Origin of the sequence: Actinoplanes sp. NPDC049265 (assembly GCF_043197135.1) — a bacterium.
GTDB lineage: Bacteria > Actinomycetota > Actinomycetes > Mycobacteriales > Micromonosporaceae > Actinoplanes.
Genome location: NZ_JBICSP010000010.1, coordinates 296,405 through 322,035, shown reverse-complemented (window position 1 = coordinate 322,035; position 25,631 = coordinate 296,405). Strand labels below are relative to the sequence as shown.

Sequence of the window (25,631 nt, the reverse complement as noted above, 5' to 3'; positions counted from 1 at the left end):
TGAGACGACGAGCCCTGAGACGACGAGCCCTGAGACGACGAGCCCTGAGACGACGAGCCCTGAGACGACGAGCCCTGAGACGACGAGCCCTGAGACGACGAGCCCTGAGACGGAGCGGCGCAAAAGGACCGCGCCGCCTCCGATGATCCGGGGGCGGCGCGGTCGTTCGCTGATTGAGCTACTTGGACTCGTCCTTGGGCGGGCTCTGGTTGAGGTCCGCGGTGGGGAAGTTGTCCGGCGGGGTGGTCGGCTCGGCCTTCGCCTCGGCCGGCGGCTTGACCGCGGCGACCGCGGTGACCGGCTCGCCCGCCCGCGGTTCGGTGCCCGTGCCGGGCGCCGCGGCAGACGCCTCCTCCGACGGAGCCGCAGCGGTCGCGGCCGCCTCGTCGGAGGCCGTGGGCGTGGCTCCGATCGACGCCGAGCCGTCGGGCGTGTCGCCGGTCGGCGCCGAGCCGGCAACCGGAGCGTCAGTCGCGGAGCCGGCAACCGGCGCGTCGGCCGCAGAGCCCGTGGTGGCCGGAGCGTCAGCCGCGGAGCCCACAGCCGGGGCGTCGGCCGCAGAGCCGGCGATGGTGACTGTGGTGTCGGTCGGCGCTGAGCCCCTGGCCGGGGCGTCGGCCGGCGCTGAGGTGTTAGCGGGGGCGTCGGCCGGCGCTGAGGTGTCGGCGGGGGCGTTGGGTTCGGGGTGCGCGGCGTGCTCCGGGTCGCCGTGGCGGTTGGCCAGTTCGGCCGTGCCGCCGAAGAGCCTGGGCAGGGTCTCGGTGTGCGCGGTCCGCAGCTCGTCGAGCTCGATCGAGAACTCACCGACGACCTCGAGGACCGCGTCGGGGGAGGTCGCGCCGATCGCGGTGACCGGAACGCCGAGCTCGCGGGCAGCCGCCTCGAACGCCTTGTCGTGGCCGCGCGGCACGGCGACCAGCACCCGGCCGGCCGACTCGCTGAACAGCCAGACGAACGCCGGGTGGTCGGCGGGCAGCGTCACCCGGGCGCCGATGTTGCGGCGCAGGCAGCTCTCGGCCAGCACCTGCGACAGGCCGCCGTCGGACAGGTCGTGAGCGGCGGTCACGTGCCCGGCCCGGGACGCCTGGGCCAGCAGCCGGCCGAGGGCCTGCTCGTGGGTCAGGTCGACGCGTGGCGGCTTGCCGCCCAGGTGCCCGTGCTCGACCCACGCCCACTCCGAGCCGCTCAGCTCGCAACGGGTCTCGCCGAGGAGGTAGAGCAGGTCGCCCTCGGCGGTGGGTGGCGGCGGGAAGCCCATGGGGGTACGCCGGGCCACGTCATCCAGAATTCCCAGCACACCGACCACCGGGGTCGGGTGGATGGCGGCCGCGCCGGTCTGGTTGTAGAAGCTGACGTTGCCGCCGGTCATCGGGATGCCGAGTTGCTGGCAGCCGTCGGCGAGCCCGCGGACCGCCTCGGCGAACTGCCACATCACGGCCGGGTCCTCGGGCGAGCCGAAGTTGAGGCAGTTGGTGACGGCGGCCGGGTCGGCGCCGGTCACCACGACGTTGCGGTAGGCCTCGGCCAGCGCCAGCTTGGCACCCTCGTATGGGTCGAGCCGGGCGTAGCGGCCGTTGCCGTCGACTGACAGGGCCACGCCGAGGCCGGTGCGCTCGTCGATGCGCAGCACGCCGGAGTCTTCCGGCTGGGCCAGCACCGTGTTGCCCAGCACGTAGCGGTCGTACTGTTCGGTGACCCAGGTCTTGTCGCAGAGGTTGGGTGACGCGATCATCCGCAGCAGGGTGGCGCGCAGCTCGTCCGGTGTGGTCGGCCGAGGCAGCGTCTCGGCCCGGTCGGCCTGCAGCAGGATCAGGTCGGCGGGCTCGCGGATCGGCCGGGCATACACCGGACCGTCGTCGGCGAGCGAGCCCGGAGGGACGTCGACGACGACGTGGTCGTTCCAGCTGATCACCAGACGCCCGGGAACGGTGTCGGATTCGCTCGGGGTGACCTCGCCGATCGCGGTGGCCCAGACGCCCCACTTTTCGGCGACGGCCAGCACGGCTTCCAGCTTGTCCGGTGCCACGATCAGCAGCATGCGTTCTTGCGACTCGCTGGCCAGGATCTCGGTCGGCGACATGGACGCCTCGCGCAGCGGCACGCGTTCGAGCCAGACCCGCATGCCGGTGCCGGCCGCGGCCGCGGTCTCGGTGAGCGCACAGGTCAGGCCGGCGCCGCCGAGGTCCTGAATGCCGACGATGAGGCCGGCGTCGTACAGCTCCAGACAGGACTCGATCAGCAGCTTTTCCATGAACGGGTCGCCGACCTGCACCGACGGGCGGCGCGCCTCGGCGCCCTCGTCGAAGGTGGCCGACGCCAGCACGGAGACGCCGCCGATGCCGTCGCGGCCGGTGCGGGCGCCGAGCAGCACGACGACGTTGCCGACACCGGCCGCCTCTTTGTGCTGCAGGCGTTCGACCGGCAGCACGCCGATGCTCAGCGCGTTGACCAGCGGGTTGCCCTGGTAGGTGGGGTCGAAGACGATCTCGCCGCCGATGTTGGGCAGGCCCAGGCAGTTGCCGTAGCCGCCGATGCCGCCGACCACGCCGGGCAGCACCCGGGCGGTGTCGGGGTGGTCGGCCGCGCCGAAACGCAGCGGGTCCATCACCGCGACCGGGCGGGCGCCCATGGCCAGGATGTCGCGGACGATGCCGCCGACGCCGGTGGCCGCGCCCTGGTAGGGCTCGACGAAGCTGGGGTGGTTGTGCGACTCGACCTTGAACGCGACCGCGTGCTCGTCGGAGATCTGCACGACGCCCGCGTTCTCGCCGATGCCGGCCAGCATCCGGGTGTTCTTCGGGGTCTTCTCACCGAACTGGCGCAGGTGCACCTTGCTCGACTTGTACGAGCAGTGCTCGCTCCACATGATGGAATACATGGCCAGCTCGGAGGCCGTGGGACGGCGGCCGAGGATCTGGCGGATGCGGTCGTACTCGTCGTCCTTGAGGCCGAGCTCGGTGTGCGGCTGCAGCTCCTCGGGGGTCTCGCGGGCCTGCTCGACGGTGTCGGGGCCGTCGCCGAACTCGTTGATGAGCACGTCCGTCGCGGCGAACCCGGACTGTTGCTGCGCCGTCATCGGCTCTGTCCCCCTGAGAGCTGACCGCCCGCGGTCGCCCCAGCCAGGGCCCGCAGGACGGAGGTGAAGAAGCCCAGGCCGTCGAGTGACGGGCCGGTCAGCGCCTCCACCGCGTGTTCCGGGTGCGGCATGATGCCGACGACGTTGCCGGCCTCGTTGGTGATCGCGGCGATATCGCGCTGCGAACCGTTCGGGTTGCCGCGGGTGTAGCGCGCGACCACGCGCCCCTCGGCCTCGAGCTGGTCGAGGGTGCGCTCGTCGGCCACGAAGCAGCCCTCGCCGTTCTTCACCGGGATCAGGATCTCTTGTCCGGCGGTGAAGGCGCCTGTCCAGGAGGTCGAGGTGGACTCGACCCGCAGGAACTGGTCACGGTTGCGGAAGTGTAGGTGCTGGTTGCGGGTCAGCGCGCCGGGGAGAAGGTGTGCCTCGCAGAGGATCTGGAAGCCGTTGCAGATGCCCAGCACCGGCAGGCCACCGCGGGCGGCGTCGGCCAGCGACTCCATCACCGGGGCGAACCGGGCGATGGCACCGCAGCGCAGGGCGTCGCCGTAGGAGAAGCCGCCGGGCAGCACGACCGCGTCGACGTCGTGCAGGTCAGGGTCGCCGTGCCAGAGCCGGACCACCTCGGCGCCGGCGATGCGGGCCGCGCGGGCCGCATCCCCGTCGTCGAGCGAGCCCGGGAAAGTGACCACACCGATACGCATAGTTATGCGACCTCGGCGTCCGAGGTAGTGACGACGAAGTCCTCGATGACCGGGTTGGCGAGCAGCTTGTCAGCGATCTCACGGGCCGTTTCGAGGTCGGGTTCGCCGTCGAACTCGATTTCGATCCGGCGGCCGATGCGAACCGAGGAGACACTGGTCACGCCGAGGCGAGGCAGCGCGTTCGCGACCGCCTGGCCCTGCGGATCCAAGATCTCCGGCTTGAGCATGACGTCGACGACGACGCGAGCCACGGGCACTCCTGACTGTGTAGGTGCGCAGTTTGGGTGTGCCCCTGATAAGGGGCGAGCAGCCGAAAGCCTACCCTGTCGCCCCCGCGGCACGTCCGTCGGCAGGTGTCGCGCAGCCGACCCGAACGGCCCTGACCTGCGAGGTCAGCGAGCCGGCGGTGGCGCAGTGTGATGATCGCCAAATCAGCGAGGTCATCACACGGTGATAGGGGTCAAGTGGGTTCTAGGCACGGTCATTACCCGCAAGTACGTTCCGAGGACCACCCTTCCCCTACAAAGGAGCCCCGGAATGCGCCGCCGCATCCTCGTCGCTTCGCTGGCCGCCGCGCTCACCAGCGCGTTCGCCATCCCCTCGGCCGCCGTCGCGGCCGCCGACCCGATCACACCCCAGATCATCGGGGGCGGCACCGTCTCCTCCGCCCCGTGGGCCGCGGCCGTCTTCAGCAACGGCAGCTTCACCTGCTCTGGCACGATCATCTCGGCCAACTACGTGCTCACCGCCCGGCACTGCATCAGCGGCACGATGTCGGTACGGGTCGGCAGCGTCAACCGAGCCTCCGGCGGCGTGACCCGTACGGTGAGCTCCACCACCACCCGCAACGACCTCGCGCTGATGCGCCTGAGCAGTTCGGTCTCCACCTCGTACATGCCGCTGAGCGGCGCGTACCCGCCGGTGGGCTCGACCAACTCGATCTACGGCTGGGGCATGACCTGCTACAGCGGCTGTGACGCCTCGTCCGCGCTGAAGACCGCGACGGTCCGGGTGACCAGCACGAACCAGACCGACGCGTACGGTGGCCGGGCGATCGGCAGCACCCGGGTCAACGGCAACGCCTGGCGCGGCGACTCCGGCGGTCCGCAGGTCTACAACGGCGCGCAGGTCGGCGTGGCCAGCACCGCCGACGGCACGGCCAACCAGTACTACGGCAGCGTCGCGTACAACCGGGCCTGGATCACCCAGGTCGCCGGCATCTGAGGAAGAAGGGCTCCGCCGGGGCAGGGTGTGACCCACGATCCGCCCCGCCCCGGCGGCATCAACCCCCGTTCAGAGAATCGGCGCGGGCCGGTAGGAAGCCGCGTCGGGGTGAAGCGCGACGACGTCGGAGATCCGTTGCGCGACGGCCGCCACCTGCGCCGCCGCCGCCCCGACGAAGGCACCCCGGTCGGCGACCAGGTCATCGATCTCGCCGCGGGTGAGACCGAGCCGGCCGTCCAGCGCGAGCCGGTCGAAGAGGTCGTTGTCGGCCGTACCCTTCTCGCGCATGGCCAGCGCCACCGCGACCGCGTGCTCCTTGATCGCCTCGTGCGCGGTCTCGCGCCCGACACCCTTGCGCACCGCGCCGACCAGGATCTTGGTGGTGGCCAGGAAGGGCAGGAAACGGTCGAGCTCACGAGCGATGACCGCCGGGTACGCGCCGAACTCGTCGAGCACGGTCAGGAATGTCTGGAACAGCCCGTCGGTGGCGAAGAACGCGTCCGGCAGGGCCACCCGGCGGACCACCGAGCACGACACGTCGCCCTCGTTCCACTGGTCGCCGGCCAGCTCGCCGACCATCGACAGGTAGCCGCGGACGATCACCGCCAGCCCGTTGACCCGCTCGGACGAGCGCGTGTTCATCTTGTGCGGCATCGCCGACGAACCGACCTGGCCCGGCTTGAAGCCCTCGGTGACCAGTTCCTGCCCGACCATCAGCCGGATCGTGGTGGCCAGCGACGACGGGCCGGCCACGACCTGGGCCAGCGCGGACACCACGTCGAAGTCGAGCGAACGCGGATAGACCTGGCCGACCGAGCTGAGCACCCGTTCGAAGCCCAGGTGCTGGGCCACGCTGGCCTCGAGCGAGGCGAGCGCGGCCGGGTCGCCGTCGAGCAGGTCGAGCTGGTCGGCGGCGGTGCCGACCGGACCCTTGAGGCCGCGGAGGGGATAGCGCGCGATCAGATCGTCGAGTCGCTCGTACGCGATGAGCAGCTCTTCGGCGGCCGAGGCGAAACGTTTCCCGAGCGTGGTGGCCTGAGCCGCGACGTTGTGGGACCGGCCGGTCATGGTCAGGTCGCTGTGCTCGACGGCCAGCGCGGAGAGCCGGGCCAGCGCGGCCACCACCCGCTCGCGGATCAGCTCGAGCGACGCCCGGATCTGCAGCTGCTCGACGTTTTCGGTCAGGTCGCGGGAGGTCATCCCCTTGTGCACCTGCTCGAAGCCGGCCAGCGCGCTGAACTCCTCGATCCGCGCCTTCACGTCGTGCCGGGTGACCCGCTCACGCGCGGCGATGCTGCCCAGGTCGACCTGGTCGAGCACCGCTTCGTACGCTTCGATGGCGCCGTCGGGCACCTCGACGCCGAGCTCGCCCTGCGCACGCAGCACGGCCACCCAGAGCCGGCGCTCCATCCGCACCTTTTCCTCCGGCGACCAGAGGGCGACCAGGTCGGCCGACGCATACCGGGCGGCGAGAACATCGGGGATCGTCACGGCACGGATTCTGTCACGGTGGGTTGGTCGGCCTTCGGGAGCTCGTGCGCCAGGTGACGAACGTCGCGGCTGGCCAGCATGCCGGCCACCGCCAGCACCATCAGGCCGGAGAGGCCGATCAGGGTCGGTCGCAGACCGATGTGGTCGGCGAGCGGACCGACCGAGACCTGCCCGATGGGTATGGCCAGGTACGAGCCGACCATGTCGTACGAATAGACCCGGGCCAGCTTGTCGCCCGGCACGTGCTCCTGCATCGTCGTTTCCCAGCCCACCGCGAACTGTTCGACCGCGACCCCGGTGACGAACCCGGCGGCGGCCATCAAGGCCAGGTGCGGATAGACACCCAGCACGAACACCGGCAGCGCCATGAAGATCGTGCAGGCCACCCCGAGGAAGAGCAGCCGCCGGACCCGCAGGCGGATCGCGATCAGCGCCCCGACGATCATGCCCGCGGTCTCCGCGGCGAGCACGAAACCCCAGGCCTGCCGCCCGATGGTGTGGTCGGCGATCACCGGCCCGAGCACGAACATGCCGCCGATCAGCGACGCGTTGAGCACACAGAAACTGGCCACGACGGCCCACAGCCAGGTCCGGCTGCGGAACTCCGACCAGCCGGTCCGCAGATCGTGGACGATGCCGGTCCGCTCCGACGGCTCCCGTACCGGTTCCGGTGGCAGTTTGATCAGGGCGAAGCACAGTGCGGCGAGCAGGAAGGTGGCCGCGTCGACCCCGATGCCCCAGCCCGGGCCGACCGCCGCGACCAGGACGCCACCGATCGGCGCGCCCAGGATCATGGCGCCGTTGAGGCACAGCCGGCCCAGCGCGTTGGCCTGCTGACGGATCTCGCCCGGAATGATCTGCGGGATGATCGCCGACGAGGCCGGCATGGAGAGCGCGGCGACCATGCCGTTGACGCCGGACAGCAGCATCAGCAGCGGAATCGTCGCGGTGTGGGTGAGCACTAGCGCCGCCACGGCGGCCTGGCTGGCGAAGGCGGCCAGGGAGGCGCCGACCATCAGCACGTTCTTGGGTACGCGGTCGGCCAGCGCGCCGCCGAACAGCAGGAACAGGACGTTGACCAGGGTACGAGCGCCGATTACGAGGCCCAGGTCGCTGGCCGACCCGCTGATGTCGAGCACGGCGAAGGCGAGGGCGATCGGTGCGATGCTGTTGCCGAACGCGTTCGTGGCCCGGCCGATGATCCAGGCGCGATAGGCCGGGAGCCGGAGCGGGGCGAGCGACCCCTGGATCACCGGCCGGCCTCCATGTCGAACATCGCCACGGTGGTCGACGTGCGGACAGTTCCGGGGGTACGCGGCGGTTTGGCCGCCAGGTGCAGTTCGATCGCCAGCTCGCCGATGGCCTCCTTGATTCGTTTCCAGTCGGACGGGTCGACCCAGACCTCGGCGTCGGCCATCACCTTGGGGCCGTCGAACTTCCCCTCGGCGGTGCGGCGGATCAGCTCGTTGGCGGCGGCCACGAATATCACCCGGTTGCCTTCCGGGGTCGCCGGGACGCCGCGGTCCTCGGCCGGCTCGTAGCGGTAGCGCTTGGCCACGCCGCCCCGGATCTTCTCCTCGCCGGCCAGCACGATCATGCCGCCGGCGTGCAGGGTGCGCAGGTGGTAACTGGCGTTGGCGTGGGTCAGGTCGAGCTCGCGGGCGACCTCGGCGGCGGTCAGTGGCGCGCTGGTCAGCAGGGACATGATCTGCAGCCGCACGGGATGGGCCAGGGCGCGGAGCGCGGCTTTGTTGTCCTCTTCCCCCAAAGACATGTTTGGGAGTCTGACACGCCGGAGGGTCGACTGTCCAACGGTTCTTTGGGGGTGGCAAACTGCGCGCAAATGGAATGTTCTCGCTAGGGTTACTGGCGAGTAGCGTCAGCGTCCCAGGTGATGCGTATTGGTGCTCAGAGCGCTCTGAGCACCAATACGCATCACCCGATGATCCGAAAGGTCCGCACGATGACTGAATTCACCCCGGAGTCCCTCGCGGCCCTCGGCCCGAAGGAATTCGCTCAGCTGGTCAAGGCCACGCCGGACGCACAGATCGCCGAATTCATGGCCGGTGACAACCGCGGCAAGATCCTCGACGAGATCTTCAACCGCATGCCCTCGCTCTTCCGCGCCGACCGCGCCGGCAACACCGAGGCCGTGATCCACTGGATCATCACCGGCGGCGCCGGCGGCAGCAACGACACCTACGAGACGGTGATCGAGAACGGCGCCTGCACAGTCACCAACCAGCCCGCTCGCGACCCCAAGCTGGCCATGACCATGGACCCGGTCACCTTCCTCAAGGTCGTCTCCGGCGACGGCAACCCGATGATGATGTTCATGACCGGCAAGATCAAGGCCAAGGGCGACCTCGCCCTGGCCGCCCAGGTCGCCAAGCTCTTCGACATCCCCAAGGCCTGACCTTCGCTTCCGAACGGCGTCCGGGTGTCACCCGGACGCCGTTCGCGCCTCAGGCCGGGATCGTGACCTCGCCCCGCGCGGCCTTCAGGGCGATGTCGGTGCGGTGGTGAGCACCGTCCAGCGCGACGTCGCCGACCAGGGCATAGGCCGCGGCGCGGGCCGCCGGCAGATCGGCGCCGGTGGCGGTCACCGAGAGCACGCGGCCACCGGCCGACACCAGGGCGCCGTCAGCGCGGCGGGACGTGCCGGCGTGAATGACACCGGGGCGTTCGGCGCCGGTGATGACGTCGCCGGTGCGCGGAGTGGCCGGGTAGTTGTGGCTGGCCACGACGACCGTGACCGCGGCGCCGGGGTACCAGGTCAGCGGCGGATGCGACGCCAGGGTGCCGGTGGCCGCCGCGTGCAGCAGGCCGGCCAGGGGCGTGGCCAGCAGGGCCAGCACGACCTGGGTCTCGGGGTCGCCGAAACGGGCGTTGAACTCGATCACCTTCGGGCCGCCGGGGGTCAGCGCCAGGCCGACGTAGAGCAGGCCGGCGAACGGCGTACCCATCGCACGCATCTCGGCCAGGGTGGGCTCGACGGTTTCCCGCAGCACGCGCTCGACCAGGTCGGCCGGCGCCCAGTCCAGCGGGGCGTACGCGCCCATGCCGCCGGTGTTCGGACCCTCGTCGTCGTCGCCGACACGCTTGAAGTCCTGGGCCGGCATCAGGGGCAGCGCCGTCGTCCCGTCGGTCACCACGAACAGTGACACCTCGGGGCCGGGCAGGTATTCCTCGACGACGACCTGGCCACACTCGGCCGCGTGGGCGAGCGCCTCCGCGGTCGAGGACGTGACCACGACACCCTTGCCGGCGGCCAGACCGTCGTTCTTGACCACGTACGGTGGGCCGAACTCGGCCAGCGCGGCCGAGACCTCGTCCGGGGAGGAACACGCCCGGTAACGCGCGGTCGGCACCGACGCCGCGGCCATCACCGACTTGGCGAACTCCTTCGAGCCCTCCAACCGGGCGGCCGCCGCGGACGGGCCGAAACAGGCGATGCCCTTGGCTCGTACGGCGTCGGCGACCCCGGCCACCAGCGGCGCCTCCGGTCCGATCACGACCAGGTCGGCCGCCACCTCGACGGCCAGCGCGGCCACGGCGGCGGGGTCGGTCGCGGTGACCGGGCGCAGCGTCGCCACCTGGGCGATGCCGGGGTTGCCGGGGGCGGCGATCAGCTGGTCGACGGCGGGGTCGGCGGCGAGGCTCACGGCGAGGGCATGTTCCCGCCCACCGGACCCGATCAAAAGGACGCGCACAGCCGACGATCCTACCGAGGGTAAACTTCGGCAGTACCCGGGCATTCCCGCGTACGAGGTACGCGACGGAAGGCAATCAGAAGAGTGCCAGTGATCGTGTTGGTCGGCGCCCAGTGGGGCGACGAGGGCAAAGGCAAGGCGACCGACCTGCTGGGCGACCGCCTCGACTACGTCGTCAAGTTCAACGGCGGCAACAACGCCGGTCACACCGTCGTGATCAATGGCGAAAAGTACGCTCTGCACCTGCTGCCGAGCGGCATCCTGTCACCCAACGTCATCCCGGTCATCGGCAACGGCGTCGTGGTCGACCTGTCGGTGCTGTTCGAGGAGATCGACGGGCTCGAGGCGCGCGGCTTCGACACGTCGCGGCTGCGGATCAGCTCCAGCGCACACGTGATCCCGTCCTACAACCGGTCGCTGGACAAGGTCAGCGAGCGCTATCTGGGCGAGCGGCGGATCGGGACGACCGGGCGGGGCATCGGGCCGACATACGCCGACAAGATGAACCGTCTCGGCGTACGCGTGCAGGATCTCTTCGACGAGTCGATCCTCCGGCAGAAGGTCGAGGCGGCGCTCTCGTTCAAGAACCAGGTCCTCACGAAGATCTACAACCGGACGGCGATCAAGCCGGCCGAGGTGATCGACGAGCTGCTGTCCTACGTCGAGCGGCTGCGCCCGATGGTCGGCGACACCGCGCTCGAGCTCAACCAGGCGCTGGACGACGGCAAGGTCGTGCTGTGCGAAGCCGGCCAGGCCACCCTGCTCGACGTCGACCACGGCACGTACCCGTTCGTGACCAGCTCGAACGCGACCGCCGGGGGCGCCTGCACCGGCACCGGCATCCCGCCGACCCGGGTCGACCGGGTGGTCGCCGTGCTCAAGGCGTTCACCTCGCGGGTCGGCGAGGGGCCGTTCCCGACCGAGCTGCACGACAAGTTTGGCGACTACCTGCGTGACGTCGGCCAGGAGTACGGCACCACGACCGGCCGCCCGCGCCGGATCGGCTGGCTCGACCTGGTCATCGGCCGGTACGCGCAGCGGATCAACGGCGTCACCGACTTCGCTCTGACCAAACTCGACAATTACGACGACCTGGACGAGATCCCGGTCTGCGTGGCCTACGAGGTGAACGGCGTCCGCCACGACGAGATGCCGCTGAGCCAGACCGACTTCCACCACGCGATCCCGATCTTCGAGACGCTGCCCGGCTGGAAGGAGAGCATCACCGGCTGCCGGCGCTTCGAGGACCTGCCCAAGGACGCGCAGCACTTCGTCGAGTTCGTCGAGGCCCGGATCGGCGCGCGGATCTCCATCGTGGGCGTCGGCCCCGGTCGCGAGGCCGTGATCGAGCGGCACCCGGTGCTCTGATCATGTCCGACGTCGTGGTGCTGAGCCTGGCCGAGGGCGGTTCGGGGTGCGAGGGCTGCGGGGAAGCGTGCTCACCGCGTACCCCCGTCCTGGTTTGTGCGGATGAGTTGCGCCGAGCCGGCGCGCGCGTCGAGACCGTGACCGCCCACTCGGACGCGGAAATCGACGACGTGCTCGCGCGGTTCGACGGCCCGGCGCGAGCCGACGGCCTGACCTGGCCGTCCGCGGAGACGGAACAGCGGCTGGTGGTCGCCGCGGCCACCGACGGTCAGTTGCGCGCCGTCGTGCGCCGGCTCGTCCGCCGGTACGCTCCGCCGCCCAGCAAACGGCCTGACGACCTGGCCGCCAACCGCACCGTGCCCGACCTGCCGCCGCTGGCGATCCTGCCCCTCGACCCGGCCTCGACCAGCGATCTCGCCGCCCAGCTGGGTCTTCCGCGTACGCCGCAACAGGTCGCCGCGGCGGTGCTCGGCGACTCGGTGCGCCGCCTCGACCTGCTCCGCAACGACGGCGGCTCGGTCACCATCGACGGCGCGCTGATCGGTGGCGCCGACGACGACGGGCGCGCGGTGCCGTGGCGCGGCCGGATCGAGGTCGACGACGCGGTCCTCTCCGACGGCAGCGACCCCATCCTGGCCTGCGCGATCGGCAACGGGGCGGGCTACGCCGAGTTCGACGGCCTGCGGCTGCTGTCCGACGGCGACCCCACCGACGGGCGGGTCGAGGTGGCGGTGGCGGTCCCGGTGGTTGCCCGCAAGAGGTTCCGGCCGGCGCGGGTACGGGTAGAAGTGCGTCGCGTCCGCGGCCGTGCCGTGGCCGTGCTGCCCCGCGACGGGGAGGTGCAGTTCCTCGACGACGGCGTCGGCGGCTCGACCAGCCGGAAACGATCGTGGTGGACCGAACCCGGAGCGTGGGCGGTGTACGCGGCCGGAGCCGCTGTGCAAGGCTGAGGTAGTAGGCAATCTTGCGGGTTTGCGGGTTTGCGATTTACAGGTTTGCGGGTTTACCGGTTTCCGGGTTTCGGGGGAGGAAGATTCGTGGAGGACGAGAACGCCGACCGCGTCTACGTCCCGGGCTCGAGCAACGGCGCCACGCCCGACCGGGATGTGGAACCGTTCTGGCCGCCGGAAGAGCTGGACGCCACGGTCGCCAGTGCTCCGGTGCACGGTGGGCGGCCGGTGCCGCACGAGACGCCTCCTCCCCGGCCGGTGACCTCCGTCTCGGTGCCGCCGCCGGTCCCACCACCGTCGATGCCGTCCCAGGTGGTCCCACCGCAGTCTGGGCCGCCGCCTCCGGTCCCGCCGCAGCCCGGCTCGCCTTCCGCGCCGCCGTCGGGTTCGCCCCCCGCCTCGCCGTCCGCGCCACGTTCCGGGTCGGCCTCGGCACCACCTTCGGGTTCGCCTTCGGGTCCGCCTTCGGGTTCGTCTTCCGCGTCGCCTTCGGGTTCGTCTTCCGCGTCGCCTTCGGGTCCGCCTTCCGCGTCGCCTTCGGGTCCGCCTTCCGCGTCGCCTTCGGGTCCGCCTTCCGCGTCGCCTTCGGGTCCGCCTTCCGCGTCGCCTTCGGGTTCGCCTTCCGCGTCGACCCCTTGGGCGAGCCTCGGCTCCACCGAGGACGATCCCTCGTCGCCGCCGGACCCGGACGAGAAACCGGCCCCTGACTCTCCTTGGGCCCAGCCGCCGCAACAGCGACGTGCTTCCCCGGCTCCTTCTTCCGGCCCGGTGTCCGCTGGTCCCACCGCTCCCCCGCCGCCCGCGCCGCATCCCGAGGAGCGTGCCCGGGCGACCGCCAGCGTTCCCCCACCGCGTCCGCAGGCCGAGGACGGCACCGGCCCGGTCTACCGGCCGCCGGGCCCGCAGCCGCAACCCCCACACCAGCCCGGGCAACCTCCGCATGGCGCCCCGCCGCACCAGCCCGGCCCGCCGCAGCACCAGCCCGGTCCGGCGCAGCAACAACACCCCGGCGCACCACAGCAACAACAGCCCGGCCCGCCGCAGCACTACGCCGGGCCGCCGCAACAGCACCAGCCCGGCCCGCCGCCGCAGGCTCAGCAGCAGCGCCCCGGCCCGTACCCGCCGCAGGTCGACCCGCACGCCGCCCACCAGGCCCCGCCCGAAGACCCCTACCAACAGGTCCCGTGGGGCACCGACGGCACGCCCACAGCCGAGGAGTTCGCCCGCCGCCGCCTGGCCAAGCCGGCCGAGCCGAGCGCGACCATGGGCGCCCGCGCGATCCTGCAGAAGGGCACGATGGGCCTGGTCCGGCTGGCCCCCGGCAAGTACGAGCGGGAGTACAAACAGGACGTCGAGATGGTCCGCCGCAACTTCGGCGGGCTGCGCCAGGTGACGGTGGTCAACCCGAAGGGCGGCGCCGGCAAGACCGTGGCCGTGTTGCTGCTGGCCATGACGTTCGGGCAGAAGCGCGGCGGGTACGTGCTGGCCTGGGACAACAACGAGACCCAGGGCACTCTGGGCATGCGCGCCCAGCAAGACTTCCACGCTCGTACGGTCCGCGACATGATGCGCGACCTGCACCTGTTCCGTGGCTCGCACGGCCGGGTCGGTGACCTGTCGCAGTATGTGCGGGCGCAGGGCGAGGGCATGTTCGACGTACTCGCCTCGGACGAGTCCGCGACGGCCGGCGAGATGCTCACGGCCAGCGCGTTCGCCGAGATCCGCGAGATCGTCAGCCGCTTCTACAAGCTGATCTTCGTGGACACCGGCAACAACGTCCGGGCCCAGAACTGGCAGGCGTCGATGGACGCCACCGACCAGCTGGTGATCACCATGTCGGCCCGGAACGACTCGGCCGAGACCGCGGCCCGGATGCTCGACCATCTCGAGCAGACCGGCCGCCAGCGTCTGGTCCGCCAAGCGGTCAGCGTGGTGACCATGCCGACCACCCGCAAGGACATCGACCTGCCGGCCATTCAGCGCCACTTCGCCGCGCGTACCCGGGCGGTGTTGCTGGCCCCGTACGAGAAGGTCATCGACTCGGGTGAGCCGATCCGCTACGGCGCCCTCTCCAACGGCACGAAGGACGCCTGGCTGAAGATCGCCGCCGCGGTCGCCGAGGGCCTGTGAAGCACTGCGAACAGCTGCGGGCCGAGCCGGTCACGCTCGCAGGTGGGCCAGGGATCTGATCATGCGGTCGGCCATGTCGGCCGGCCACGGAAAGACCGCGCTGACGCTGCGCTGGTGGGCCAGGCCGTGCAGGCCGAGCCAGAGGGCGACCGCGTCGGCGTACGGTTCGGTGCTGGCCGAGTCTCCGGCGGCGACGCAGGCCTCGACGGCGGCGGTGAGCAGGCCGAGGGTCGCGTCGCCGAGCCCGGCCAGGTCGGCCGCGGTCACCGAGGACTCGCCGAGGGCGGGCTTCCACACCCCGCCGAACATCACGCGGTAACGCTCCGGGTGCTGCTCGGCGAAGCCCAGGTAGGCGTGGCTGAGGAACATCAGCTTCTGCCGGGCGTCGGCGCCGGCCGCCACCACCGCGGCTCGGAGCACCGACTCGAGCTCGGTCAGGTGCTGCCGGACGACGGCCAGCATGATGGCCGGCTGGTCGGGAAAGTGCCGGTAGATCGATGGGGCCGCGATGCCGACCCGGCGGGCGACCGACCGCAGCGTGATCGCGCTCTGGTCGCCGGTCTCGTCGAGCAGCTCGACCGCCGCGGCCACGATCTCGTCTCGTAGCCGTCCGCCTTCGCCGCGCGGGTTCCGCGTACGCACCTGTTCTGTCACGCCCGTCAGCTTACACCTGAAAACTTAGGGGCGTTACCCCTTGCCTCCTCTGCGCCTACGGTCGTATGTTTACGAATGTAAGCACACGGACGTAGCCAAGGAGAACGTGATGAAGACCAGCGAGATCGTGATGCCGGGCAAGGTCGAGCCGAGCGGCCTGCAGGTGCGCGACCGAGAGCTGCCGGCACCCGGCGCGGGCCAGGTCGTCCTGCGGATGGAGGCCACCGGCGTCTCCTTCGCCGAGCAGCAGATGCGCCGCGGCAAGTACTACGACCAGCCCGCCTTCCCCTTCGTGCCCGGGTACGACGCGGTCGGCACCGTGGCGGCGACCGGCCCGGGCGTCGACCCGGCTCTGGTCGGGCTGCGGTTCGCAGCCGTGCTCAAGATCGGCGGCTGGGCCAGCCACCTGCTGGTGGCCGCGGGCGATCTGATCCCGGTGCCGGCCGGGGTGTCCGCCGCCGCGGCCGAGACCATGGCGGTCAACGGGATCACCGCCTGGCAGATGCTCCACCGCCAGGCCCGGGTGCGGCCGGGCGGAACGATCGTCGTGCTCGGGGCCAACGGCGGCGTCGGTTCGGCGCTGGTGCAGCTGGCCCGGCACGCCGGCCTCCGGGTGATCGGCACGGCCTCGCCGCGCCACCACGCGACCGTTCGCCGGCTCGGCGCCGAGCCGGTCGACTACCGCGACCCGCGGCGCATGTACGAGCAGATCCGCGAGCTCGCGCCGACCGGCGTGGACGCGGTGTTCGACCACGTCGGCGGGCCGGCCCTGGCCGAGTCGTGGCGGCTGCTGCGGCGCGGCGGGACGCTCGTCTCGTACGGCACCGCGGCGACCAAGAACGACGAGGGCAACTCGCAGCTGCCCGTGCTCAGGTCGTTCGCCCGGATCCAGCTGTGGAACCTGCTGCCCAACGGACGCCGGGCGACCTTCTACAACTTCTGGGCCGGCCGCCGCTTCCGGGCCTCGTTCCAGCGCCGGCTGCGCGAAGACCTCACCCAGGTGCTGCGGCTGGTGGCCGACGGCGTCGTGGTTCCCGAGATCGCCGCCGAGTTCCCGCTGGCCGAAACGGCCGCCGCCCTCGCGCTGGCCGAATCCCGCACCGTCACCGGCAAGGTCGTCATCGTCCCCTGACCCACCGCCATCCATCCCTCCCTCCCTGCGAAACGAAACAGTTTCGTTTCGCAGGCCGACGCCGCGCTTCCTTCCGACAAGAGCCCTCGCCATACACAGGCCGACGCCGCGCCTCCCTCCCGACAAAAGCCCTCGCCATACACAGGCCGACTCCGCGCCTCCCTCCCCGACAGGAGCCCTCGCCATACACAGGCCGACGCCGCGCCTCCCTCCCGACAAAAGCCCTCGCCATACACAGGCCGACGCCGCGCCTCCCTCCCGACAGGAGCCCTCGCCATGACCGCCATCGCCGCCACCCGCCCCGGTGATGTGAATAACTTCGCCACCTACGTCAGCTTCGGCCTCGCGTACGTCCTCGGTCATGGCGCCACCGCCCTCGCCCAAGGCACCAACCCCCTGGTGGCCATGCCCGGCTGGCTGCCGCAGGCCATCCTCATCGCCGGGCTGGCCGCCGGCAGCGTCGCCGCCACCCTCGCCGCCGCCCGGGCCCAGCGCGGCGCCGACCGGTCCGACCGGCTGGCCGGCCAGCTTCTCGGGCTGTCCTGGATCGTCGGGTTCGGGGCGCTGTTCCTGGCCCTGGCCGCGCTGAGCCTCTCGCCAACGGCGGCCGACCTGCGAACCGTGCTCATGCCGGCCGGCTCGGGCCTGGTCGTGGGCCTGCTCTACTTCGGCGAGGGCGCGGCCCGCCGCAACGTCCTGCACTGGGGGCTCGGCGTGTGGCTGGCCCTGATCTCGGCGGCTGGGCTCTTCCTCGGCTCGGCCGGACTGTTCTGGGTCCTCGCGCTGGCCGGCGGCGGCGGGTACGCGGCGGCCGCCCTGCTCGAACGCCGCCGCCGGGCCGGCACCTATTCGGATGCGGGGCCGGCCGAGCCGGTGCGAGACTCCCGCGTGTGGAACTGACCATCACTTCGGCCGACGGGACCCGGCTGGCGGTGCGGCGACAGGGCCGCGGGCCGGCCGTCGTCCTCGTGCACGGTTCGGCCGGCGGGCTCGACTCGTTCGATCCGATCGCGCCCTACCTCGAGGAACAATTCGAGCTCTGGGTGTACGCGCGACGCGGCTACGCCCCGAGCGACACGTGCCGGCGCCCGAAGATCTTCGACGACGACGTGGCCGACCTGCGGGCCGCCATCGCCGCCACCGGACGCGAAGCCCACGTCGTCGGGGCGTCGTACGGCGCCATGGTCGCCCTGCACGGCGCGGCCGAGGCCCGGTCGGTCGCGCTGTTCGAGCCTCCACTGTTCGCGGCCGGCGACGGAACCGCGCTGAAGCCGTACCGCCGGCTCGTCCACGAGGGGCGCATCGGCGCGGCCAACCGGCTCTTCGCCGAGCAGGTGGCTCGGGTGCCCGCCGCGATGCTGGGCGACGGTGAGATCGAGGGCGACCCGCGGGAGGCGATCGGGTGCCTGCACGACCTGGAGGCGATGGCCGCCGACGACCCGGCCGTCAGCCGCTGGGCCGCCGTCAGTGTCCCCACCTTGATCATGCAGGGCGGGGACACCTGGGCACCGATGCCGGCCACGATGGACGCCCTGGCCGCAGCGATACCGAAAGCGACACGCGTGGTATTGCCGGGCCAGTCCCACTTCGCGACCCACACCGCGCCGGAGCTGTTCGCGGCCGAGCTGACGAAGTTTCTGACCGCGGCGGTTTGATAACCCGTCTCAGCTGAGGGCGTCGGCGGCGGCCGGGTCGCTGTCGCGGAGGAACTGAGCACACCGGGCCGCCTCGTCGGCCTCACCGATCGCGTCGGCGGCCAGTGACAGGGCGTGCAGGCAGCGCAGGAATCCCTGGTTGGGCTCGTGCGACCAGGGGACCGGGCCATGGCCCTTCCAGCCGTTGCGGCGCAGGGCGTCCAGGCCGCGGTGGTAACCGGTGCGGGCGTACGCGTAGGCGGTCACCGGCTGCGCGGCGGCCAGGGCCAGCTCGGCCAGCGCGGCCCACGCCCCGCTGAACGACGGGAAGCGAGCGGCGACCGTGGCGTACGCCTCGGCGGTGCCCACGCCGCGCGCCTCGGCCAGCGCGGCATCGGCGTCGTCCTGGGCCGGCAGCAGCGTGGCGGGCGGCTCGGGGAGAAGGTTGTGCATGACTCAGTAACCTACCGGCATGTCCGGTGACCCCCTGCAGCCCGTGGTTGGTGGCGATCAGCCGTTCGACGCCACCGCCGACGAGATCGAGTCGCGTGCCGAGTTCGACACCCATCACGCCAAGCGCTCGCTGGCCGGCCTGGTCCTGCTGGGCCTGCGGCTGGATGTCGACCCACCGGACTTCACCGGCGTCGACGTACGCGAGACGCTGTTCCTCGGCTGCCACATGGCCTCCGACGAGGTTGAGATCGATCTCACCCGCCGGGGCGCGCACGTGGTCCCGCCCTTCGAGACGCGGCCGTACCCGACCCATCCGGCCATGCTCTACACGCCTGAGGATCTCGCCGCCGGGTTCGGGGAAAAAGGCTTCGCCGGGATGTACGACACCGTCGTCTACCAGCACTTCCTCGACCATGGCGGGGCGACTCCAGACATCCGGGAGGCGATCGCGCAGCGGCTGCACGACGCCGGCATCGACAACGCGCTGGGCAAGGCGCTGTCCGGCTGGGCCGCCACGCACGACGCGAACACGCCCCGGCCGGTCGGGATCATGGGCGGCCACGCCGAGCCGCGCGGGTCGGCGGCCTACCGGATGGCGGCCGAGTTGTCGTGGCGGCTGGCCGGCAGCGGCCGGCTGATCGTCACCGGCGGCGGTCCCGGTGTGATGGAAGCCGCGAATCTCGGCGCCTACTTTTCTCATCGCGAGCTCTCGGAACTGAGCATGGCCATCGATGCGATGCGGGAAGCACCGGACTTCCGCGACCACGACCCGTTCACCGCCGCGGCGCTGGCCGTGCGGCGTGCGTACCCGGCGGAAGGAGGACTGACCAACGGCGGCCTGGCCCTGCCCACCTGGCTCTATGGTCATGAGCCGGCCAATCTGTTCGCCGGGCAGATCGGCAAGTACTTTTCGAACGCGGTGCGCGAGGACTCGATCCTGCGGCTGTCGCGGGGCGGGATCGTCTTCGCGCCGGGCTGGGCCGGCACGGTCCAGGAGATCTTCCAGGCCGCGACCAAGACCTTCTACCGTACGGACGGCCCGTCCGGTGCCTTCGTCTTCCTGGGCGTCGACCATTGGGCCGAGCTGCCGGTCGAGGCCCTGCTCCGCCCCCTGCTGGCCCGCTCCCCCTTCGGCGACCAGTCCGACCTGATCGTCGTCACCGACTCCTTGGACGAGGCGGTCGCGGCCCTGAGTTGAGGCCGCCACAAAACTCCGTCCCGCGATTGCCCCGTCGTTGAGATGGCTCGTGATTTTCTGACGCCCGTCGGGTTTTGCCGGCGTCAGAAAAGCGCGAGTCATCTCAACGGCATCGTGGGGGCAATCGCCGCGGAGCGAAGCGGAGCCGGCAACTCAAGCAACGTGGACGCGGCGATAGTTGTTGGGAACGGGCAGTTCGTCTTCGGGTACGTCGGTGAGGCCGTTCTCGTCCATCGCGTTGTAGACCGCGAGGCGGGCGCCGTCGAAGAGGAACTCGACCGCGTGCAGGATGCGCGGGCGCCACTCGGCCGTGGTGACCAGCTCGATGACATTGACCGCGCGGAGCACCTTGCCGCGGGCGTTGCGCAGGGCGACGTGTGGGTCGGGGCGCCAGTCGAAGTGCTCGTACCAGTCGATCGGCACGCGCATGTCGATCTGGTCCCAGGTCACAGCGCACTCGTCGAACTTACGGTGGGTTACCTCGACGTGCGTCTTGCCGAACTGGAGGATGACCGGGCCGTCGGCGAACCAGCCGCGCTCGGCGACATCCCACATCAGCCAGCCGGATTTCAGCGGACGCCCGATGAGCTTGGTGAACCGGTGGCGATGCACAGCGGCGAGGGCTTCGGCGTCGTGATGCCAGACGGGATCGTAACCATCGATACCGAGCACGTTCACCCCCATCCATCGGAGACGGAGGACGATCGTACCCATACCAGTCCGTAACCGTGCAACACGACAACGGCCGGCCTCCGTCAAGGAGACCGGCCGAACAACCGGGACCGGTCCCCGGTTGGCAGCGTGATTACTTCGAGAGGGTGGTGCCGGTCGAGCGGAGGTTCTCGCACGCCTCGACGACGCGCTTGGCCAGACCGTTCTCGGCCAGCTTGCCCCAGGCCCGCGGGTCGTACGCCTTCTTGTTGCCGACCTCGCCGTCGATCTTGAGAACGCCGTCGTAGTTCTTGAACATGTGGTCGGCGACCGGGCGGGTGAACGCGTACTGCGTGTCGGTGTCGACGTTCATCTTCACCACGCCGTAGTCCAGGGCGCCGTGGATCTCCTCCAGCAGCGAGCCCGACCCGCCGTGGAAGACCAGGTCGAACGGCTTCTCCTTGCCGTACTTGGCGCCGACCGCCTCCTGGATCTCCTTGAGGATCTCGGGGCGCAGCTTGACGTTGCCGGGCTTGTACACGCCGTGCACGTTGCCGAAGGTCAGGGCGGTCATGTAGACGCCCTTCTCACCCAGACCCAGCGCGGCCGCGGTGGCCAGGCCGTCCTCGACGGTGGAGTACAGCTTGTCGTCGATAGCGGCCGAGACACCGTCCTCCTCGCCACCGACCACGCCGACCTCGATCTCCAGGATGATGTGCGCCTTAGCGCACTCGGCCAGGAGCTCCTCGGCGATCTGCAGGTTTTCCTCGACCGGCACGGCCGACCCGTCCCACATGTGCGACTGGAACAGCGGCGCCTGGCCCCGGTTGACCCGCTCCTGCGAGACGACCAGCAGCGGCCGGACGTACTTGTCGAGCTTGTCCTTGGGGCAGTGGTCGGTGTGCAGCGCGATGTTGACCGGATAGTTCTTGGCCACCTCGGTGGCGAACTCGGCCAGCGCGACAGCGCCGGTGACCATGTTCTTGACGGTCGGGCCGGAAACGTACTCGGCGCCGCCGGTGGAGATCTGGATGATGCCGTCGCTGCCCGCCTCGGTGAACCCCTGCAGGGCGGCGTTGAGGGTCTGCGAGGACGTCACATTGATCGCGGGGTACGCGAACGCGCCGGCCTTGGCGCGGTCGAGCATCTCGCGGTAGACCTCTGGGGACGCGATGGGCATCGGACTTACTCCTTAGATCTCCGTACGTGTAGAGGGCAGGACCGCGTCATGGCCGAGCGAAGCGAGGTCATGATCGCGCGTACTTGCTCGTCAGTGAGGCAGCACTGTTGTCCCTCCAGGCCGAAGTATTCCGCAGTCATCGAGGAGATCGGCAACCGGGCGGGAAATTGGGTCTCCGACGGAACGGCCACGCTGGGATCATGTCCCGGTGCTGTTGACCCTGACCACCACGCACCGCCCCGCCACCGACCTCGGCTACCTGCTCGTCAAGCATCCCGATCGGGTGCACACCGCCGACCTGCCCACCGGTACGGCGTACGTGCTGTACCCGGAGGCGACCGACGAGCGGTGCACGGCGGCCCTGCTGCTCGACGTCGACCCGCAGCGGTTGCGCGGTCGGTCGGATGCGTTCGCACTGGGTCAGTTCGTCAACGACCGACCGTACGCCGCCTCCAGCCTGCTGGCCGGTGCTCTGAACAAGGTGTTCCGCTCGGCGTTGCGCGGTCGCTCGAAGGACCGGCCCGAGCTGGCCGAGCAGGCGTTGCCGCTGGAGCTGCGGGTGCCGGTGTTGCGCGGCACGCCGGAGCTGGCCGAGCGGCTGTTCACCCCGCTCGGCTGGCAGGTGGCGGCCACGCCCATCCCGCTCGACGACGTCGGAGAGTCGCATCCGCTGGCCGGGCCCAGCCCGTACCTCAATCTGGTCTTGACCGGGAGCCTGCGCGTGGCCGACGCGCTCAACCACCTCTATGTCCTGCTCCCGGTCCTGGACGACGCCAAGCACTACTGGGTGGCGCCGGACGAGATCGACAAGCTGCTCCGCTCGGGTGAGGGCTGGCTGGCCGGCCACCCGGAAAGGGTCCTGATCACCCGGCGTTACCTCGTGCACCGCAAGTCGATGGCGGCGAGCGCGCTGGAGCAGCTCGACCGGACCGACCCGGACAGCGTGGACGCGCCGGCCGACACCGCCGCCGACGAGGAGGCCGAGCTGCCGGTCGCCCGCCGCCTCTCACTGGCCGAGCAGCGGCGGGACGCGATCGTGGCGGTGCTCCGTGAGGTCGGCGCGGGCCGGGTCCTGGACCTCGGCTGTGGTGGCGGCGCCCTGCTCGGTGCCCTGCTCAAGGACACCCGGTTCACCGAGATCGTCGGCGTCGACGTGTCGTCCCGGGCCTTGGAGCTGGCCGAACGCAAGCTGCGGCTGGACCGGATGCCCGAGCGCAAGCGGGCCCGGCTCCGGCTGTTCCAGTCCGCGCTCACCTACCGTGACGACCGGCTGCGCGGCTACGACGCGGCGGTGCTGATGGAGGTCATCGAGCATCTCGACGAGCCCCGGCTGCCCGCGCTGGCGGCGAGCGTGTTCGGGCACGCGCAGCCGGCCACGGTCGTCGTGACGACGCCGAACGCCGAGTACAACGTCAACTACGAGGGGCTGACCGGCCTGCGGCACTCGGACCACCGCTTCGAGTGGACCCGCACCGACTTCAAGGACTGGGCCTTCGCAACCGGCGAGACCTACGGCTACGCGGTCGAGCTGCGCGGCGTCGGCGAGACCGATGATGCGACGGGTACGCCCACCCAGATGGCGATCTTCCGGAAAGGAGACGACGCATGACCGAGATCGACATCCCCGACCTGGCCCTGGTGGCCCTGGTCGGCGTCTCCGGGTCCGGTAAGTCCACGTTCGCGCGCAAGCACTTCAAGCCGACCCAGGTGCTCTCCTCCGACTTCTTCCGGGGCCTGATCGCCGACGACGAGAACGACCAGTCCGCCTCGGCCGAGGCGTTCGAGGCCCTGCACTACATCGCCGGCAAACGCCTGGCCGCCGGCAAGCTGACCGTCGTCGACGCCACCAACGTGCAGCAGCACGGCCGGACCGAGCTGGTCAAGCTGGCCAAGGAACACGACGTGCTGCCGGTGGCGATCGTGCTCGACGTGCCCGAGAAGCTGGCCTGGGAACGCACCGAGCAGCGACCGGACCGCGACTTCGGCCCCCAGGTGATCAGCCGGATGACCCGTGAACTGCGGCGTTCCCTGGGCCGGTTGAGCCGGGAGGGCTTCCGCAAGGTGCACGTGCTGCGCGGGCCGGAGGAGATCGAGAACACCACCATCCGGTACGAGCGGCTGTTCAACGACCGCCGCGACCTGGCCGGTCCGTTCGACATCATCGGCGACGTGCACGGCTGCCGGTCCGAGCTGGATCTGCTCCTGGCCAAGCTCGGCTACCAGGTCGAGCACGACCGGGCCCGGCACCCCGAGGGCCGCATCGCGGTCTTCGTCGGCGACCTGGTCGACCGCGGCCCGGACTCGCCGGGCGTGCTGCGCCTGGTGATGAACATGGTGGCCGACGGGACCGCGCTGTGTGTCGCCGGCAACCACGAGCAGAAGCTGGGCCGCAAGCTGAACGGCCGCAACGTCCAGCTCACCCACGGCCTGCCCGAGACCCTTTCGCAGCTGGAGAAGACCGACGACTCCTTCGTGGCCGAGGTTCGGCGGTTCATCGAGGGCCTGATCAGCCACTACGTGCTGGACGGGGGCAAGCTGGTGGTCGCGCACGCCGGCCTGAAGGAGGCCTACCACGGCCGGGCCTCCGGCCGCGTCCGCTCGTTCGCGCTCTACGGCGAGACCACCGGCGAGACCGACGAGTACGGGCTGCCGGTGCGCTACCCCTGGGCCCGTGACTACCGGGGCCAGGCCGCTGTCGTGTACGGCCACACGCCCACGCCCGTCCCGGAGTGGATCAACAACACCATCTGCCTGGACACCGGCTGCGTGTTCGGCGGCAACCTGACCGCGCTGCGCTGGCCGTCCCGCGAGATCGTGGCGGTGCCGGCCGCCCATGAGTACTACGCGCCCGCACGCCCGCTCGTCGCCCCGTCGCGCCCAGCCGACGAACTGGACATCGCCGACGTGACCGGCCGACGGCACATCGATTACGGCTACGGCCGCACGACGATCCCGGCCGAGAACGCGGCGGCGGCGCTGGAGGTGATGGGCCGGTTCGCGATCGACCCGGGCACCCTGGTGTGGCTGCCGCCGACCATGGCCCCCTGCTCCACCTCGACGCTGGACGGCTACCTCGAGCACCCGGCCTCGGCCTTCGCCGACCTCCGGGCGGCCGGCGTGACCAGGGTCGTGTGCGAGGAGAAGCACATGGGCTCCCGCGCGGTGGTCAAGGTCTCCCGTTCCGGCGGCGCGATCTGGACCCGGACCGGGCGGCCGTTCTTCCCCGACTCGTCGGCGCTGCTCGACCGGGTCCGGGCCGCCGCCGAGCCGCTCTTCGACGAGCTCGGCACCGACTGGCTGCTGCTCGACACCGAGCTGCTGCCCTGGTCGGCCAAGGCGGCCTCGCTCATCCGGACCAGGTACGCCGGGGTGGGAGCGGCCGGCCGGGCCGCCCTGCCGGCCGCGCTCTCGGTTGTCTCGGCCGCCGCCGCGCGTGGTCTCGACGTGTCCGCCCTCCGGGACCGGCTCGCCCTTCGTTCCGCCGAGATCGACGGCTACTCGGCGGCCTACCGGACCTACGCGACCGACGACCCGGTGACCATCGCGCCGTTCGCGGTGCTGGCCGGGCAGGGCGTCTCGTTCGCCGACCGCGACCACGGGTGGCATCTGGCCGTGGCCGACCGGCTCGTCGCCGCCGACCCGGAACTGTTCACGTCGACCCGCCGGATCGTCGTCGACCTGGGCGACGAGGCGGCGGAGGCGGCGGCGACCGAGTGGTGGCTGGCGCTCACCGAGGCCGGAGGCGAGGGGATGGTCGTCAAGCCGTACGCCGGCCTGAAGGTCGTCGACGACAAGGGCCGGCTCGTGCAGCCCGGGGTGAAGTGCCGTGGTCGCGAGTACCTGCGGATCATCTACGGCCCGGAGTACACCCGGCCGGACCAACTGGCCGGGTTGCGCCGGCGCTCGCTGGGACGCAAGCGCAACCTGGCGCTACGTGAGCACGGGCTCGGCCTGGCCGCCCTGGACCGCCTGGCCGAAGGGGCGGCCGGCTGGCGCATCCACGAACTGGTCTTCGCCGTTCTGGCCTGCGAGTCCGAGCCGGTCGACCCGAGGTTGTGACACCTCAGGTTGCA

General features: G+C 71.0%; 21 protein-coding genes and 1 pseudogene. 11 read left to right on the top strand and 11 right to left on the bottom strand.

Translation table 11 applies throughout. The features are described 5' to 3' along the window. Window positions 1–733: 733 nt before the first annotated feature. From purL to purS, 3 genes and pseudogenes are all read right to left on the bottom strand, one after another. Window positions 734–3,076 (bottom strand): annotated as a pseudogene (gene purL / locus ACGFIO_RS24700) (phosphoribosylformylglycinamidine synthase subunit PurL); the annotation flags it as partial. Next, on the bottom strand, window positions 3,073–3,786 hold the full coding sequence (gene purQ, locus ACGFIO_RS24695; RefSeq protein WP_392829036.1) for a phosphoribosylformylglycinamidine synthase subunit PurQ: 714 nt from the start codon (window positions 3,784–3,786) through the stop codon (window positions 3,073–3,075). The pseudogene purL and the gene purQ, both read right to left, overlap by 4 nt. Next, on the bottom strand, window positions 3,783–4,031 hold the full coding sequence (purS, locus tag ACGFIO_RS24690; protein WP_392828987.1) for a phosphoribosylformylglycinamidine synthase subunit PurS: 249 nt from the start codon (window positions 4,029–4,031) through the stop codon (window positions 3,783–3,785). The genes purQ and purS overlap by 4 nt, the downstream gene beginning before the upstream one ends. Before the next feature lie 286 nt (window positions 4,032–4,317). Here purS and ACGFIO_RS24685 point away from each other — a divergent pair, with 286 nt between their 5' ends. After that, window positions 4,318–5,004, top strand: a complete 687-nt coding sequence (locus tag ACGFIO_RS24685) for a S1 family peptidase (protein WP_392828985.1) — start codon at window positions 4,318–4,320, stop codon at window positions 5,002–5,004. Window positions 5,005–5,073: 69 nt separating this feature from the next. Here the strand turns inward: ACGFIO_RS24685 and purB are convergent, their stop codons facing one another. Genes purB through ACGFIO_RS24670 form a run of 3 tightly spaced genes read right to left on the bottom strand, consistent with a single transcriptional unit; the run spans window position 5,074 to window position 8,269 of the window. Then, on the bottom strand, window positions 5,074–6,495 hold the full coding sequence (purB, locus tag ACGFIO_RS24680; RefSeq protein ID WP_392828983.1) for an adenylosuccinate lyase: 1,422 nt from the start codon (window positions 6,493–6,495) through the stop codon (window positions 5,074–5,076). After that, window positions 6,492–7,748 (bottom strand): MFS transporter, encoded by a 1,257-nt coding sequence (locus ACGFIO_RS24675; protein WP_392828981.1) that lies wholly within the window; start codon window positions 7,746–7,748, stop codon window positions 6,492–6,494. The genes purB and ACGFIO_RS24675 overlap by 4 nt, the downstream gene beginning before the upstream one ends. Continuing rightward, a complete protein-coding gene (locus ACGFIO_RS24670; RefSeq protein WP_392828979.1) occupies window positions 7,745–8,269 on the bottom strand; it encodes an ArsR/SmtB family transcription factor in 525 nt (174 codons plus the stop codon). Before ACGFIO_RS24670 ends, ACGFIO_RS24675 begins: the two co-directional genes overlap by 4 nt. A 189-nt stretch (window positions 8,270–8,458) precedes the next feature. Between ACGFIO_RS24670 and ACGFIO_RS24665 the strand changes: the two genes are divergently transcribed. After that, window positions 8,459–8,911 (top strand): SCP2 sterol-binding domain-containing protein, encoded by a 453-nt coding sequence (locus tag ACGFIO_RS24665; protein ID WP_392828977.1) that lies wholly within the window; start codon window positions 8,459–8,461, stop codon window positions 8,909–8,911. Between the two features lie 49 nt (window positions 8,912–8,960). Here ACGFIO_RS24665 and purD read toward each other — a convergent pair whose 3' ends face one another. Further along, window positions 8,961–10,208 (bottom strand): phosphoribosylamine--glycine ligase, encoded by a 1,248-nt coding sequence (gene purD, locus ACGFIO_RS24660; protein ID WP_392828975.1) that lies wholly within the window; start codon window positions 10,206–10,208, stop codon window positions 8,961–8,963. 84 nt (window positions 10,209–10,292) lie between these two features. Here purD and ACGFIO_RS24655 point away from each other — a divergent pair, with 84 nt between their 5' ends. The 3 genes from ACGFIO_RS24655 to ACGFIO_RS24645 all read left to right on the top strand — a co-directional run bounded on the left by ACGFIO_RS24655 (window position 10,293) and on the right by ACGFIO_RS24645 (window position 14,656). Beyond that, window positions 10,293–11,576 (top strand): adenylosuccinate synthase, encoded by a 1,284-nt coding sequence (locus tag ACGFIO_RS24655; protein ID WP_392828973.1) that lies wholly within the window; start codon window positions 10,293–10,295, stop codon window positions 11,574–11,576. A gap of 2 nt (window positions 11,577–11,578) precedes the next feature. After that, window positions 11,579–12,526, top strand: coding sequence for a hypothetical protein (locus ACGFIO_RS24650; RefSeq protein WP_392828971.1), 948 nt, complete (start codon window positions 11,579–11,581; stop codon window positions 12,524–12,526). Window positions 12,527–12,826: 300 nt separating this feature from the next. Then, window positions 12,827–14,656, top strand: a complete 1,830-nt coding sequence (locus ACGFIO_RS24645; RefSeq protein WP_392829035.1) for a MinD/ParA family protein — start codon at window positions 12,827–12,829, stop codon at window positions 14,654–14,656. Between the two features lie 30 nt (window positions 14,657–14,686). On the opposite strand, the gene ACGFIO_RS24640 is transcribed toward ACGFIO_RS24645, so the two are convergent. After that, on the bottom strand, window positions 14,687–15,310 hold the full coding sequence (locus ACGFIO_RS24640; RefSeq protein ID WP_392828969.1) for a TetR/AcrR family transcriptional regulator: 624 nt from the start codon (window positions 15,308–15,310) through the stop codon (window positions 14,687–14,689). Window positions 15,311–15,419: 109 nt separating this feature from the next. On the opposite strand from ACGFIO_RS24640, the gene ACGFIO_RS24635 reads away from it, so the two are divergent. The 3 genes from ACGFIO_RS24635 (at window position 15,420) to ACGFIO_RS24625 (ending at window position 18,097) form a co-directional block, all read left to right on the top strand. Then, window positions 15,420–16,442, top strand: a complete 1,023-nt coding sequence (locus tag ACGFIO_RS24635; RefSeq protein WP_392828967.1) for a medium chain dehydrogenase/reductase family protein — start codon at window positions 15,420–15,422, stop codon at window positions 16,440–16,442. Between the two features lie 276 nt (window positions 16,443–16,718). After that, window positions 16,719–17,342: an ABC transporter permease gene (locus tag ACGFIO_RS24630; RefSeq protein WP_392828965.1), complete on the top strand. Its 624-nt coding sequence runs from the start codon at window positions 16,719–16,721 to the stop codon at window positions 17,340–17,342. Further along, window positions 17,333–18,097 carry an alpha/beta fold hydrolase gene (locus ACGFIO_RS24625; protein ID WP_392828964.1) on the top strand — a complete coding sequence of 255 codons (765 nt, stop codon included), beginning with the start codon at window positions 17,333–17,335 and terminating at the stop codon, window positions 18,095–18,097. Before ACGFIO_RS24630 ends, ACGFIO_RS24625 begins: the two co-directional genes overlap by 10 nt. Window positions 18,098–18,106: 9 nt before the next feature. On the opposite strand, the gene ACGFIO_RS24620 is transcribed toward ACGFIO_RS24625, so the two are convergent. Further along, window positions 18,107–18,529 carry a DUF3151 domain-containing protein gene (locus ACGFIO_RS24620; RefSeq protein ID WP_392828960.1) on the bottom strand — a complete coding sequence of 141 codons (423 nt, stop codon included), beginning with the start codon at window positions 18,527–18,529 and terminating at the stop codon, window positions 18,107–18,109. A 19-nt stretch (window positions 18,530–18,548) separates the two neighbouring features. On the opposite strand from ACGFIO_RS24620, the gene ACGFIO_RS24615 reads away from it, so the two are divergent. Next, window positions 18,549–19,727, top strand: a complete 1,179-nt coding sequence (locus ACGFIO_RS24615; RefSeq protein WP_392828958.1) for an LOG family protein — start codon at window positions 18,549–18,551, stop codon at window positions 19,725–19,727. 153 nt (window positions 19,728–19,880) lie between these two features. Here ACGFIO_RS24615 and ACGFIO_RS24610 read toward each other — a convergent pair whose 3' ends face one another. Further along, window positions 19,881–20,411 (bottom strand): hypothetical protein, encoded by a 531-nt coding sequence (locus ACGFIO_RS24610; protein WP_392829033.1) that lies wholly within the window; start codon window positions 20,409–20,411, stop codon window positions 19,881–19,883. Between the two features lie 121 nt (window positions 20,412–20,532). Further along, window positions 20,533–21,558 carry a class II fructose-bisphosphate aldolase gene (gene fbaA, locus ACGFIO_RS24605; protein ID WP_392828957.1) on the bottom strand — a complete coding sequence of 342 codons (1,026 nt, stop codon included), beginning with the start codon at window positions 21,556–21,558 and terminating at the stop codon, window positions 20,533–20,535. 208 nt (window positions 21,559–21,766) lie between these two features. On the opposite strand from fbaA, the gene ACGFIO_RS24600 reads away from it, so the two are divergent. Beyond that, window positions 21,767–23,167: a 3' terminal RNA ribose 2'-O-methyltransferase Hen1 gene (locus ACGFIO_RS24600; RefSeq protein ID WP_392828955.1), complete on the top strand. Its 1,401-nt coding sequence runs from the start codon at window positions 21,767–21,769 to the stop codon at window positions 23,165–23,167. After that, entirely contained in the window at window positions 23,164–25,617 is a 2,454-nt protein-coding gene (locus ACGFIO_RS24595) for a polynucleotide kinase-phosphatase (RefSeq protein ID WP_392828953.1), read from the top strand. The genes ACGFIO_RS24600 and ACGFIO_RS24595 overlap by 4 nt, the downstream gene beginning before the upstream one ends. Window positions 25,618–25,631: the final 14 nt, after the last annotated feature.